The following is a 13,142-nucleotide window of genomic DNA, read 5'->3' as shown; positions in this document are numbered from 1 at the left end:
CGCCGCTTTTCTGTGGACGGGCACTGGTTGCCTCGCCCGGCGCTTTCTATAAAGCCGGAGCGATGGCCAAGGCTCTGTTTGCACTGAACCCCGATCTCGACCGCGCGGCGCTGGCCCGGGAATTTGCCGCAAAGCGACGCATGCAAGTGCGCAATATCCTGACCGACGAGACGGCGCGGACCTTGCGCGACATCCTCGCACACGGCACCGAATGGGGCGTGACCGTGCAGGCTGGCCGCGATGGTCAGCCGAAAAGCTGGCGCGGGCGCGAAGTGCGCGATCCAGCGGTGGGGCGCGAAGTGGTCGAGCAGGTCAAAGCGACCGACCGCGCCGCCGCGCAGGGCGATTACGCTTTCCGGCTCAACCGCTACTCGCTGGTCGAAGGGCTGCAGCAGGGCTGGGACCCGGGCGGCCCGATGGAAGTGCTGCTGGAGCATCTGAACGCCCCCGAATTCATGCAGTTGATGCGCGATATCTCGGGCATGGACGATCTCGCCAAGGCCGATGGCCATGCCAGCCTGTACGCGCCCAACCACTTCCTCGGTCGGCACAATGACAGCCATGTCGCGGAAGGCTGGCGCATCGCTTACGTGCTCAACCTGACCGTCGACGACTGGCATCCCGATTGGGGCGGTTACCTCGTATTCTTCGACGAGGATGGCAATGTGGAAACGGGCTTCAAGCCGCAATTCAATACGCTGAACCTTTTTGCCGTGCCGCAGGACCATGCCGTCACCTACGTCCCGCCCTTCGCGCCACGCGGGCGCTATGCGATCAGCGGATGGCTGCGCGACAGGTGAGCGGGACGTGACCGACCTCGCCGCAGCACGGCAGGCCAACAGCCAGGGCCACGCGGCGATGAAAGCCGGACAGACTGCCGAGGCCGAAGCGCATTTCGCGCGCGCTGTGGATCAAGCGCCGGACGATCCGCAATTTCGCCTCAACCACGCCATCGCGCTGAATGCGCTGGGCCGTTCGGGCGATGCGATGGCAGCGTTGCAGCAATGCGAGGCCGAGGGCCAAAGCAATCCTGCCTATTGCTCGACCCGCGGAGCGGTGGCCCGTGCGCTGGACCGGCGCGACGAGGCGGCGCATTGGTATGACCGCGCTCTGGCGCTCGATCCCGCGCGGGTGCGCGCGCTGCATGGCCGGGCGCGGGTCGCCATCGAGCGGGCGGAGGCGGACGCGCTCGACCGCTTCGACCGCGCCTTGCAGGCCAATCCGGGCGACGTCGATTTGTGGCTCGGCAAGGCGCAGGCGCTGGACGTGGCAGGCGACACGGCTGCTGCGCGCGAGATCGCGGAAAAGCTGGTGACGCAGCTGCCGCAATATGCCGATGGGCTGCGCTTCCTTGCGCAGTTGCGCTTGGCGGCGGGGGACACCGACTACACCAGCCATTACACTGATGCCGCGAACAAGGTGCCGGCCAATCCGGCCATTCCGCAAGACCATGCGTCGCTGTTGGCGGGGCTGGAGGATTACGCGGGCGCTCTCGCGGTCGCAGAGAAAGCGCGCACCGCTTTCCCGGACATACAGCAATTCGCGCTGATGGAAGCCACCTTCGCAGGCGCGCTTGGGCAGGATGACCATGCAGAGGCGCTGTTCGGCACGATTTCGCTCGACGATGCACAACGCTGGACGCAGGAGGCACGCCATGCGCTTCGCATCGGCGATACCGAGCGCGCCGGAACAGCCGTAGAGCGCGCTCTTGCGCGTGACCCGGCGAGCGTCTCCGCCTGGGCGCTGCGCGGCCTGCTCTGGCGGCTGGCGGACGATCCGCGCGCGCATTGGCTGCACGAGCAGGACGGCCTTGTGCAGATGGTCGACCTGCAAGACGCCGACATCGTCCTCCCGCCCGCCATCGCCATGCTGCATGACCTGCATGACGGCTCGCCCTTGCCGCTGGGCCAATCGCTGCGCGGCGGCACCCAGACACGCGGCAATCTGTTCGACCGGATGGAGCCGGAGCTGCGTGCGCTGCGCGACGCGATCCTCGCCACGCTGAAGGAGTACCGCGCCGCCCTTCCCGCTTACGACGCTGCCCACCCATTGCTGCGCCATCGCAATGCGCCGTGGACGATCAGCGGATCATGGTCCGTGCGGCTGGCGGGCGGTGGCGATCACCACGCCGCGCATGTTCACCCCGCGGGCATCCTCTCCAGCGCGCTCTATTGCGAATTGCCGGACGAGGTGGAGAAGAGCCACGAGCATGCGGGATGGCTCGAACTGGGACGCCCGTCCATCGACCTGCCGCTCGACCTCCCCCCGCTCGAGACGCTGCAACCGCGGGTCGGCGCGCTCGCCCTGTTTCCCAGCACGCTGTACCACGGCACGCGGCCCTTTGAAGGCGGTCGGCGGATGACTGTTGCATTCGATGTCACTTTGGGGGACGGCGTGGCGCCATGACCATCGACACCGACAATGCGTGGAACAGATTCTGGGAGCGTGACAGCAAGCGCGCCCGTGGCCAGTCTGGCGGCAGCGGCTGCATGCCGTCGGCGTGGCAGGGCATTGCCGACATGCAAAAACGCGTGTGGCAGAGCTTTGCCCGAAAGCTCGATAAGGGTGCGCGCGTGCTCGATCTGGCGACGGGCGACGGCGTGGTCCTATCGATGCTGGCGGAGGGGCGTGCCGATCTCGACCTGACCGGTGTCGATCGTGCCACTGCGCTGCCTCCGGCGCCCAAGGGCACGACCCTTCGTGGCGGTATCGGCATGGAAGACCTGCCTTTTGAGGACGATAGCTTCGATGCCGTCACCAGCCAGTTCGGCTTCGAATATGGCGATATCGAACGGGTAGCTGCCGAACTAGCGCGCGTTCTGCGTCCCGGTGGCAGGTTGGGCCTGCTGACGCACCGTTTGAACGGGCCAATCGTGGCGCACAACCGCCAGCGCAAAATACAGATCCTCTGGGCTATCGAGGAGCAGGACCTGATTGCGAAAGCGCGCGCCAGCCTCGCTGCCCGCGATGCTGGCGTGGGCGAGATACCGCCCGCGATTGCCGAGGCGCCTCAGGCGGGCAAGGCGGCGCATGGCGATGGCTCTGCCGCATGGGAAATTGCCGAGGCTACCCGCCAGACCCTGCACATGGGCCGCAGGGACGAGCGCAAAAAGGTCGAAGCCATCCTCGACGAGATAGAGGCGCAGGCGAAGAACGAACTGGGCCGTATTGCATCGCTCGAGGACGCGGCCGCCGTCGCCAGCGACGCCGACCGCGTGGTGGATGTGCTCGCCGAGGCAGGCCTTCAATTCTCAAGCGAAGCGATGCTGACCGACGGGCGGTCGCCCGATCCCTTCGCGGATTTCCGCACCTACACCCTCATCTAGTCCGGTTCGGAGACCCGAGAGCGCTGTCGTTAGGCTATGCCTCGGCGCGCGCTGAAGTTCTGACAGACAACAAAAAAGGCGGGAGACCCGAAGGTCCCCCGCCCTTTTGTTCGAGCTTTCGCCCGGTTCAGTCCAGCTTAGAAGCGGAACAGGACCGATGCGAAGAAGTCGCGACCCAGCACGTCGTAGGTCGACGGGTAGGTGTTCGCCTGCTCAGCGTTGTTAAAGTCGCCGAGCAGCAGCGTGTTGGTGTCGTTGATGACCTGGCCAGCTGCGTTGAACTCCGGCGTCGACGGCAGCGTGTCGAACAGGTTGTTCACACCGACCGTGAAGGTCACCGTTTCCATGAAGTCATACGACAGGGTGAGGTCCAGCAGGTCGTAAGCGGCGATGCGCTCGACGTGATACACCGTGCCATCGTCGTCATCATCCACAGCCGACAGGTGACGCCAGCGGGTCGAGAAGGTCAGCGGACCATCGACATAGCTGGCACGCGCCGTCCATTTGAACGCAGGGGTCGGTTCGTCGCAATTCAGGCCGAAGCGAGCAGCACATTCCACGACATTGTCGGGATTGTTCTGGTCAGGCGCGAAGTCGCTCGTTTCCGTCCATGTGCCAAGGAACGACAGGTTCAGATCCGAACCGCCATTACCCAGAACCGAGAAGCCGAGATCGAGGCCATAGCTGACCTGCAAGTCGATACCGCTCGTGGACAGGCTAGCAACGTTCTCACCGGTCAGGACCGGTGCATCGTCACGCGAGAAGTCGCCATTGATCGGGTCACGCGTGCCAACGAACTTCGAGCAGAACTCGCTGGCCAGGCTCTGCAGCTGCACATAGCACAGGTCGAGCTGGTTCTGCAGGCTCGGTGTCGAGATCGCATCTTCGATGTTGATATCGAAGTAGTCAGCCGTGATCGTCAGACCCGGGATTGCCTGCGGTTGCAGCACAACACCAAACGTCCACGAGTCGGACGTCTCTTCCGAGAGAAGAGGGCTACCACCGAAGAGCGCCGCGATCTGACCGTCGGGCTGGATCAGCTCCGATGCCGCATCGATACGGCCTTGGTCGCCGGAAGCGAGTTCGTCCAGAAGCGCCGTCGGCACGCCATTATTGGCACAAAGCGTACGAAGCGCGCCAGAGCCGGCAGCAGCGGTAGCGCAAGGATCGTTTGCACCCGGGAAGCCGATAGCCGTACCCTGGAACAATTCACCCACGTTCGGCGCGCGAACAGCGCGCTGATACTGCGCACGGAAGCGGATGTCCTCGATCGGGGCGAACTGAACGCCGCCAGCATAGGTCCATACGCCGCCGACACGCTCGAGCGAGTAGTCAGAGTAACGTGCTGCACCATTCAGTTCCAAACGCATGCCGCTTTCGGTTTCGAACGGCACATTGATCTCGGCAAAGATCTCGTTGACGTTGTAACCGCCTTCGGTCGGCTGACCGGCGTTGAAGCCGGCAACGTCGCCCGAAGCGAGGAATTCGTCAGGCAGGAACTCGGAGTTCACTTCGCGGTATTCACCGCCGAAGGCGAAACCGACCGGCTCTGCGACACCCAGCGAGAAGTCGCCGAAGGTGCCCGAAAGAGCGACCGAAGCCACCTGCAGGTCGGAAATGTCGCCATTCTGTGCCTGGATGCGGAACACATCGACCATGTCCGGCGTCAGCTGACCGGCGCCGAAGATGTTGATCTGCTCAGCGCCGGTACCGTTGACGGCAGCGGTGAAGCGAGAAACGGAGGCGTTACCCTGCTGGATGTTGGCGTTACGCGTACGCGAATACATATAGTATGCGTCGTAGTTCAGCCAGTCCGTCAGGCCGCCACGCAGGCCGCCCAGAACGCGGAAGGAGTTACGCTCGTCGAGGTTACGACGACCGCCAGCTTCTTCGAGACGACGACGGATCTGAACGTCGATCGTGCCGTCATTGGCATCGGCACCGCTTTCCGAAGCGTCGAGCGCACGGAATTCGGCCTCGGTCGCGGCATCGATGAAGCCATTTGCAACCAAGGAGTCGATGTCGAGGAAGGTATTGATAAGGATCGGCGTCGGAGCCAGCTCGGAGTCGACCTGGTTGTTGACGTACGCCACTTCACCGTAGAACTCGATGGCTTCGGCGATCTCGTAACTACCGTAACCGCCAAGCATATAACGCTCTTGCGGAAGCTGCAGGTAGTTCACAGGCGCGTAGTTATAAAGGTCACCAGGCGTCGAGTAGGTACGGAGCGAGCCGGGGCTTCCGAAGATACCCAAGCTATTCGAGGTGCCGCCCGGAGCCGGAGCAAACGAGGTGCCCGTGGTGTCTCCATCGCCGCGATACTGCAGACGCGTTTCGGGCGGAAGCGACGAACCCAGCTGTTGCAGCGGCGAGCCGCCCAGAGCGAAGTTCGAGAAGGCGCGGTCGCCTTGGAAGATGTCTTCACGGTTGAAGTATTCACCGAAGACCGTGACGTTACCGCGGCCATCGGCGAAATCGGTGCCGATCGCGCCGTGGATCTGATAGCGGTCGCCATCGCCACGGTCGGTGATCGAGTACTGGCCACCGAATTCTGCGCCATCGAGGTCACGCAGGCGGAAGTTCACAACGCCGGCAAGAGCGTCCGAACCGTAAACGGCCGATGCACCACCGGTCACCACGTCAACGCTTTCCAGCAGGAACTGCGGGATGGTGTTGAGGTCGACGACCTGGTTTGTATCGTAGAACATCCAGCGACGGTCGTTGACCAGCAGCATGGTGCGGGTCGCACCCAGGCCACGCAGGTTCAGCGAGGCGGTGCCGTTACCGGGATTGTTGGAGAACGAGGTGATGCCCGGCACGACCTGCGGCAGGGTGTTGATCACGTTCTCGACGTTCACTGCACCGGCAAGCGAGAATTCTTCGCTGTCGACGACGGCGATCGGCGCCGCGGTGTCGACGTTCTGGCGCTGAATGCGCGTACCGGTAACGACGATGCGCTCGCCCTGTTCGGCCGCGTTCGGCTCGATCGTGGGATCGTCCTGGGCGACGGCAGGCGTGGCGACCAGCGATCCGAGGATCACCGTGCTCGCCAGCAGCGACGCTTTCTTATTGATAGTAAACATTAAAATGCTCCTGGTAGTGGGCAATTCCGTTGGAAAGAAGGCAACATTCGGCTGCAGATTCCTGTCTGTCAGGGCCGGATGCGTCCTAATCCCTCCTTCCTGACCATGCCTCAAACACCATCGCGGCCCGCCATACAATCGGTGAGTGGACAGGTTTCCCACGCAATCAAATCGTGTGACATTTTGGAGACAGACGTAATCGCGGGCCGCAGGGGCCAATGCCATAAATATGGAAAAGCCACGAAAATCGGCACTGTTGCGCCCGCGCATCGGTAAGCGACCGCCCGGCCCTTTCCTACAGGCCTCGTGCAGCGCCATGGGCCCCGCCCACCTGTCGATACGAGGACACGCCCGCCCATGCGCGAGACCAGCCTTGCCCGCACCCTGCCTGCCTTCACGCCCGTTCCGCGCAAGAAGGACCGTTCCAACGGATGGAAGCCGCAAGTCCAGCACGCCTTCATCGAAGCGCTGGCCGAGACCGGCAGCGTCGCCGCCGCCGCGCGCCGGGTGAACCGCGCGCCCGAAGGCGCCTACCTGCTGCGCCGCCATCCCGAGGCCGGGAGCTTTCGCAAGGCGTGGGAAGCCGCGCTCGATATCGGCATGAGCCGGGTGGAAGACGTCGCCATGGACCGCGCGCTCAACGGGGTGGAGGTGCCGGTGTACTCATATGGTAAGCTGGTGGGCACGCGCACCATATATAATGACCGGCTGCTGATGTTCATGCTGAGGAACCGCGCGCCCGGGCGCTTTGCGGCGGACGGGGCGAAGGGGCTGAACGCGCTCGACAAGCATCGCCTGGCGGAAGAGAAGAAGGCGTGGCGCAAGGAGTGGGAGCGCGATCGCATCGCGCACAGCAAGACAGACCGCGCCGCCACGCTCGCCCGCCTCAACGCCAAGATCGACGCGATGCGCGAACGCCGCGAGGCGATGATGAGCCCCGAAACCCTCCGCCTGAAAGCCGCCTTCGAAGCCAGCTTCGAACACGACCGCGCCCACCCCTTCCACTGGCTGGACGCCGCCGCGCCCTGCCCCGGCAGCGAGGATGACGACGCCGCGATCCCCGGCCCCTCGCCCGAGCAAATCCCCCTCCTCCCCGACCGGACACCGCCGGAAAGGGACGATGGCTGGGAAGTGCTGCGCGATCCCGACCCCTTCGGCCAGGACGCCCGCGCCCGAATGCGCCGCGATGCCGGGGAGGACGAATAATGGCGACACGCGACCGCCCGGGCCAGATCCGCGTGCATCGCGGATTTCTGAAAGCGGAGCGGAAGGAGGCAATGTGGCCGGAAGGGGTGCGGGTAAGGGAGGTTAAGGAGCGCACCACTCCCACCCCCTCCTCTTCAGAGGAGGGGCGGCGAGGCTTGGAGAACCGTAGGTGAGGTTAGCCGCAGCGGGGTGGTAGTAATTGAGAACGCGACCTCTCGGTCGCGTAACCACCCCCATCACCCTCCGTTGAAAAGGAGGGGGTTCTATTTGCCCAGTCATCAAACGACGACGCGAAAATTAAAATATTCGACAAGATCGCAGGCGCGCTGGCCGATGTCGTTGCCTATGCCGAAGGCGATACCAGCAAGGGCTCCGTTGCCGCAGGCCCCGACATCAAGGCCATCCGCGCCAAGACCAAACTCAGCCAGGTGAAAATCGCCGCCAAGCTGCGCGTGCCCGTCGCGACATTGCGCGGTTTGGGAGCAACATTGGCGCTCGCCGGATGCTCCGGCGCGGACGCTGTTGGGGATGGTAGATGCGGACCCAAAAGCGGCGTTAGATTTGATTGAGCGGGCTCGCGACCACCCGTAAGTATTTCTACGTTTTCCAAGAAAGTTATCCACCGCCTGATGGTTTTCACTGTCTGACGCCTTGGCCCGTCCTAATTTATTGATTTTAGGGTTGTTTTTACAAGATATTTTTATCCAAGAAATTGAGTAGGCGCCGGTGATCTTAATTTGAAGAGCTTCACCCTCTTGCGAGAAGGTGTTTTGCCCCCTAAATTTTCTCATGACTTCCGCCGGAGAACGCCAATGTCTAACTCAGATGCATACTTGCGAGGAATTTTGAGTGTTGTTGCTCGTCAAGCTATTCCGCCTGATCAGCTTGCCAGCCAAGTCGGTGTCGGAAAGACGAAACTCAAGCAAATCGAAGCCTACAATCTTTGTGATGGGTCGCTGACCCAAGGAGAAGTTGCCAAGCAGCTGGGGATCGATTCCGGCAACTTCAGCAAAACCATAGCTCGCTGGTCAGATGACGGCCTTATCGTTCGCACCGAAGTATCAGGTCAGATGAGGCCGGTGCATCTCTACCCTATTTCCGCTGCTGTAATCAAAAAGTTCGAAAAAGGCGATCCTGCATGACGGACACCAACAATCTGCTTCTCGAACGGATTGATACTTTGATCCGTATTCAAGCGCTCCAGGCGGTATCTCATCTGGCGACTAAGACCGAAAGGATCATGTTTCTTTCTGAAGCAGGTCTTCAGCCGAAAGAGATTGCCTCAATTGTCGGCGGGAAGCCTGCCACGGTCAGCCAGATCATTTACGACCAAAAGAAGAAGGTTAAGGGCAAATGAGCAACCAGCGCAGCGAGATCGAAGAACTCGAGATGATCCGAAAGCTGCTCATATTGGGCTTGGTTCGAACGGGGCTAACTCAAGATGAACTGGGCGCAGCACTCGGCATTCATGGCACAACGATCGGCCGGATGTTCCCGAAGGGATTGCTAAAAGATGTCGCAAAGAGGAGTTGAGCGATGCCGAACAACAATGATGATCTGTTAGCTGAGATGCGCGACGTAAAGAGACTCCTCATTTTGCAACTATTGGAGAGTGGAACACCGCAAGGCCGAATCGCGTCAATTCTTGGTGTGAGTGCGGCCACTATGAGCCGGATGCTTCCGAAGGGCCTCACAAAGAGCATACGCACTGGAGATTGAAGATGAGCAATCTGGACGACGAGATTTTAAAAGAACTGCAGATGCTTCGGAAACTCAAAATGATGGAGCTAACCGAGGCCGGCTTTCCGCAATCCAAAATGGCCGAGGCGCTCGGCGTAAGTGCACGCACAGTCAGGCGTCTGATGGCCAATCCGAAGAAAGGGAAAGACAATGGACAACAAGAAGGTTGAGCAGCTTGCAGGCGATGTGGACGCTATCAAGAAGTTCATGGTCATTGACCTCATTTCTCGAGGTTTCTCGCAAGACGAAGTTGGCAAACTGATGGGCGCTGATCAGAGCACGGTCAGCAAGATGTTTCCCGGCGGAATTCTAAAGAAGGCCAGAAGCCTCAAAAAGGCGTGATGTGTTTATGACCATATCCGTATCTGACACCGGCTCCAATACTGAAGAGAATATCGAACGGGCGGTCAGGGCACTCGGCCGATCAAAGCCGCGGCTGGCTGTTTTTGAGGCCGTGTATTTCCATAAGAAGCGTACCAAGACCGTCCAGGAAATCGCAGACAAGACAGGTCTAGATCGAAAGATCGTGCTCACTCATGGAAAGTACTTGGTGGAAAGTGGACTGGCAGAGCAGACGAAGGCAAAAGATGACACGGCGTACCGAACGCTGTCATTTTACCAACACCACAAGCAACGAATTCTCAGACTAGTCGCGGATCCGAAGAAGCTCGAAAAGCTGCCGACCAAGCGTCGCCCTGAACTGAGCAAGCCAACCTCTTTTGTAAGAGCGACGAAAGTGCGGAAAAGTTCGTCAAAGGCACCGAAAAAGATGCTTCGGGTAGCTTACCTCGTAACCAACCCACAACCAGCTGCAACATTAAATACACTTCAGGAAGCAAAGCAAGTTACAAAGGCAATCGAGGCTTCGTCATTCGCTAGTAAGATCGAACTTAGGCCCTTTCTTGCGCCGAGTTTTGACGACTTGATTGATGCACTGAACAGGTTCAAGCCACACATGGTTCATTTTTCTGGCCATGGTGGGGACAAGACTCTGCTTTTCGATAATGAAAATATCGGAGAGACCGGAGGGACCGTTCTGGATTTTGACACTGTGGCTGAGCTTCTTGATGCTGTCGATTTCAAGCCCAGAGGCTTAATCCTGATGGCATGTGACACGGTCGAGGGCGCTGATAAATTTCTAGAAACTACTGACTTCGTAATCGCCATGGCTGACTCCATCGACGACGATGCAGCCTCGGAATTCTCTGTTAGGTTCTACAAATCTATCAGTTCTGGAGTGGCACTGGAAACCGCTGTCAAACAAGGTAAGCTGAGTATCAAGTCTAAGGGTTATACGGACTCTGACCTGCCCACTCTTATCAGCAGTACTGGCAGCGTTCGAACCAAACCTCTTGTCAGCTGATCAACGGCTCTTCAGTCTTCGCACGAGTTTTCTCACTCCTCCCCCATCCGCAGCGCGGCAATGAAGGCTTCCTGCGGAATACTCACGTTCCCATATTCCCGCATCCGCGCCTTCCCCTTCTTCTGCTTGTCCAGCAGCTTCTTCTTGCGCGAGATGTCGCCGCCATAGCATTTGGCGGTCACGTCCTTGCGCAGGGCGGCGATGGTTTCGCGGGCGATGATCTTGCCGCCGATGGCGGCCTGGATCGGGATCTTGAAGAGGTGGCGGGGGATCAGGTCTTTCAGGCGTTCGCACATGCCGCGGCCGCGTTCTTCGGCCACGCTGCGGTGGACGATCAGCGATAGGGCGTCGACGGCTTCCGCGTTCACCAGGATGTTCATCTTCACGAGGTCGCCTTCGCGCAGGCCGATCTGCTCGTAATCGAAGCTGGCATAGCCGCGGCTGATGCTCTTCAGGCGGTCGTAAAAGTCGAACACCACCTCGTTCAGCGGCAGCTCGTAAGTCACCTGCGCGCGGCCGCCGACATAGGTGAGGTTCGTCTGGATGCCGCGCCGGTCCTGGCACAATTTCAGGATCGCGCCGAGATATTCGTCGGGCGTGTAGATCGTCGCCTTGATCCACGGCTCCTCGATCATCTCGATACGGTTGACGTCCGGCCAGTCGGCGGGATTGTGGATGTCGCGGGTTTCCGCGTCCTCGTTCTTCGTGTGGGCGAGGTGCACGCGGTACACCACGGATGGCGCGGTGGTGATGAGGTCGAGGTCGTATTCGCGGCTCAGGCGTTCCTGGATAATTTCCAGGTGCAGCAGGCCGAGGAAGCCGGCGCGAAAGCCGAAGCCCAGCGCGGCGCTGCTTTCCATCTCGTAGCTGAAGCTCGCATCGTTGAGGCGCAGCTTGCCGATGCTTTCGCGCAGCTTCTCGAAATCCGCCGCGTCCACCGGGAAGAGGCCGCAGAACACCACGGGCTGCACTTCCTTGTAGCCTTTCAGCGCTTCGGGCGCGCCGTTCTTCACCGTGGTGATCGTGTCACCCACGCGGGCCTGTTCCACTTCCTTGATTTGCGCGGTGATGAAGCCGATTTCGCCGGGGCCGATCTCCGGCAGGTCCGTGCGCTTGGGGCTGAAGCAGCCGACGCGGTCCACCAGGTGCTGCGTGCCGCCCTGCATGAATTTGACGTCGAGGCCCTTCTTGATGACGCCGTCGATCACGCGCACCAGGATGACGACGCCCAGATACGGGTCGTACCAGCTGTCGACCAGCATGGCCTTGAGCGGCGCGTCGCGGTCGCCCTTGGGGGGCGGGATCTTGGCGACGATGGCTTCCAGCACTTCCTCGATGCCGATGCCGGATTTGGCGCTGGCGAGCACGGCCTCGGATGCGTCGAGGCCGATGACTTCCTCGATCTCGGCGCGCACCTGCTCGGGCTCGGCGGCGGGCAGGTCGATCTTGTTGATGACGGGCACAATCTCGTGGTCGTGCTCGATCGACTGGTAGACATTGGCGAGCGTCTGCGCCTCCACGCCCTGCGCGGCGTCTACGACAAGAAGTGCGCCCTCGCATGCAGCGAGGGAGCGGGAGACCTCGTAGGCGAAGTCCACATGGCCGGGCGTGTCCATGAGGTTGAGCTCATAGGTCTCGCCATCCTTGGCGGTGTAATGGAGGCGCACGGTCTGCGCCTTGATGGTGATGCCGCGCTCTTTCTCGATGTCCATGTTATCAAGGACTTGCTCGCTCATCTCGCGCGCAGTGAGGCCGCCGGTGTGCTGGATCAGCCGGTCAGCCAGCGTGGACTTGCCATGATCGATATGGGCGATAATGGAAAAATTGCGGATCTTGGAAAGGTCTGTCATCTGCCAGAGCCATTAGCCCCGCCTCGAACAAATGTCAGCATGGATTGTAGGCGGTGGAAGCGGCGGAGTGGTTGGCCCACTCCGCCACGTCGAAACCGTGACTCTACGAGAGGCTGGCGCTGGCGAAGAACACGCCGAATGCGCGGCACCAGATGACGACCGATCCGATCTCGTCGATCTCGACATCGGCAGGGATGCGATAGATTTGCTCGCCATCGCTGGAGCGCAAGCGGCCGAGATCGGTATAGCCCGCTGCCCGCACGGCGCGGGCGCTGCGTGGATTGCCGGCTTCGCTCACCCAGACGCGCAGGTCCGGTCCGCCGCGCACGTCGAAATTGCTGTGCAGCTTGATGCCGAAGCCCCCGCCGCGAAGCGGGACAATTTCAGCTGTGCCGGTGGCCGGGTGGGAGCGGTCCGCGCCGCGGAAAGTGCCAGTGTCGTTCACCTCGGCGGCGGCGAGCGTGTCAGGGAAAGCGGCGGTCGCAAGCGCGCCGGTACTGCCGAGTGCGAGGGCGAGCGGAGCGATGGAGCGGAAGAATGTGGTCATGGGTCAATATCCTTATTGCAGGCCGCG

The 13,142-nt window shown here is 61.1% G+C and carries 14 protein-coding genes; 10 read left to right on the top strand and 4 right to left on the bottom strand.

Annotated elements, in window-relative coordinates; genetic code table 11:
• Positions 1-62 precede the first annotated feature (62 nt).
• From BMF35_RS08470 to BMF35_RS08460, 3 genes are read left to right on the top strand one after another with little or no spacing between them, the layout of a single operon-like run.
• Positions 63-800 carry a 2OG-Fe(II) oxygenase gene (locus BMF35_RS08470; RefSeq protein ID WP_047005569.1) on the top strand — a complete coding sequence of 246 codons (738 nt, stop codon included), beginning with the start codon at positions 63-65 and terminating at the stop codon, positions 798-800.
• Positions 801-807: 7 nt separating this feature from the next.
• A complete protein-coding gene (locus BMF35_RS08465) occupies positions 808-2,406 on the top strand; it encodes a tetratricopeptide repeat protein (RefSeq protein WP_052765875.1) in 1,599 nt (532 codons plus the stop codon).
• Positions 2,403-3,326 (top strand): class I SAM-dependent methyltransferase, encoded by a 924-nt coding sequence (locus BMF35_RS08460; RefSeq protein ID WP_052765874.1) that lies wholly within the window; start codon positions 2,403-2,405, stop codon positions 3,324-3,326. The genes BMF35_RS08465 and BMF35_RS08460 overlap by 4 nt, the downstream gene beginning before the upstream one ends.
• A 137-nt stretch (positions 3,327-3,463) precedes the next feature.
• On the opposite strand, the gene BMF35_RS08455 is transcribed toward BMF35_RS08460, so the two are convergent.
• Positions 3,464-6,727 carry a TonB-dependent receptor domain-containing protein gene (locus BMF35_RS08455; RefSeq protein ID WP_236781502.1) on the bottom strand — a complete coding sequence of 1,088 codons (3,264 nt, stop codon included), beginning with the start codon at positions 6,725-6,727 and terminating at the stop codon, positions 3,464-3,466.
• A gap of 39 nt (positions 6,728-6,766) precedes the next feature.
• Between BMF35_RS08455 and BMF35_RS08450 the strand changes: the two genes are divergently transcribed.
• Entirely contained in the window at positions 6,767-7,615 is an 849-nt protein-coding gene (locus BMF35_RS08450; RefSeq protein ID WP_052765873.1) for a hypothetical protein, read from the top strand.
• A 278-nt stretch (positions 7,616-7,893) separates the two neighbouring features.
• On the opposite strand, the gene BMF35_RS13620 is transcribed toward BMF35_RS08450, so the two are convergent.
• On the bottom strand, positions 7,894-8,406 hold the full coding sequence (locus tag BMF35_RS13620; RefSeq protein ID WP_156172027.1) for a hypothetical protein: 513 nt from the start codon (positions 8,404-8,406) through the stop codon (positions 7,894-7,896).
• Positions 8,407-8,427: 21 nt separating this feature from the next.
• Between BMF35_RS13620 and BMF35_RS08445 the strand changes: the two genes are divergently transcribed.
• From BMF35_RS08445 to BMF35_RS08415, 6 genes are all read left to right on the top strand, one after another.
• Entirely contained in the window at positions 8,428-8,757 is a 330-nt protein-coding gene (locus BMF35_RS08445) for a MarR family transcriptional regulator (protein ID WP_047005567.1), read from the top strand.
• Entirely contained in the window at positions 8,754-8,972 is a 219-nt protein-coding gene (locus BMF35_RS08440; RefSeq protein WP_047005566.1) for a sigma-70 RNA polymerase sigma factor region 4 domain-containing protein, read from the top strand. The genes BMF35_RS08445 and BMF35_RS08440 overlap by 4 nt, the downstream gene beginning before the upstream one ends.
• Complete coding sequence (locus tag BMF35_RS08435; protein WP_047005565.1) at positions 8,969-9,148, top strand: hypothetical protein; 180 nt, start codon at positions 8,969-8,971, stop codon at positions 9,146-9,148. Before BMF35_RS08440 ends, BMF35_RS08435 begins: the two co-directional genes overlap by 4 nt.
• Before the next feature lie 188 nt (positions 9,149-9,336).
• The gene (locus BMF35_RS08425; RefSeq protein WP_047005563.1) at positions 9,337-9,525 is read left to right on the top strand and encodes a helix-turn-helix domain-containing protein; all 189 of its coding nucleotides are present in this window, start codon (positions 9,337-9,339) and stop codon (positions 9,523-9,525) included.
• Complete coding sequence (locus BMF35_RS08420; RefSeq protein WP_047005562.1) at positions 9,506-9,697, top strand: hypothetical protein; 192 nt, start codon at positions 9,506-9,508, stop codon at positions 9,695-9,697. Before BMF35_RS08425 ends, BMF35_RS08420 begins: the two co-directional genes overlap by 20 nt.
• Before the next feature lie 7 nt (positions 9,698-9,704).
• A complete protein-coding gene (locus BMF35_RS08415) occupies positions 9,705-10,718 on the top strand; it encodes a CHAT domain-containing protein (protein WP_156172026.1) in 1,014 nt (337 codons plus the stop codon).
• Between the two features lie 32 nt (positions 10,719-10,750).
• Here BMF35_RS08415 and lepA read toward each other — a convergent pair whose 3' ends face one another.
• A complete protein-coding gene (lepA, locus tag BMF35_RS08410; protein ID WP_047005560.1) occupies positions 10,751-12,568 on the bottom strand; it encodes a translation elongation factor 4 in 1,818 nt (605 codons plus the stop codon).
• Between the two features lie 103 nt (positions 12,569-12,671).
• Entirely contained in the window at positions 12,672-13,115 is a 444-nt protein-coding gene (locus BMF35_RS08405; RefSeq protein WP_052765871.1) for a DM13 domain-containing protein, read from the bottom strand.
• Positions 13,116-13,142 lie beyond the last annotated feature (27 nt).

The organism is Aurantiacibacter gangjinensis (assembly GCF_001886695.1).
Taxonomy (GTDB): domain Bacteria; phylum Pseudomonadota; class Alphaproteobacteria; order Sphingomonadales; family Sphingomonadaceae; genus Alteraurantiacibacter; species Alteraurantiacibacter gangjinensis.
The sequence above is the reverse complement of the archived record's forward strand: the minus strand, read 5'-3'. Positions and strand labels throughout refer to the sequence as shown.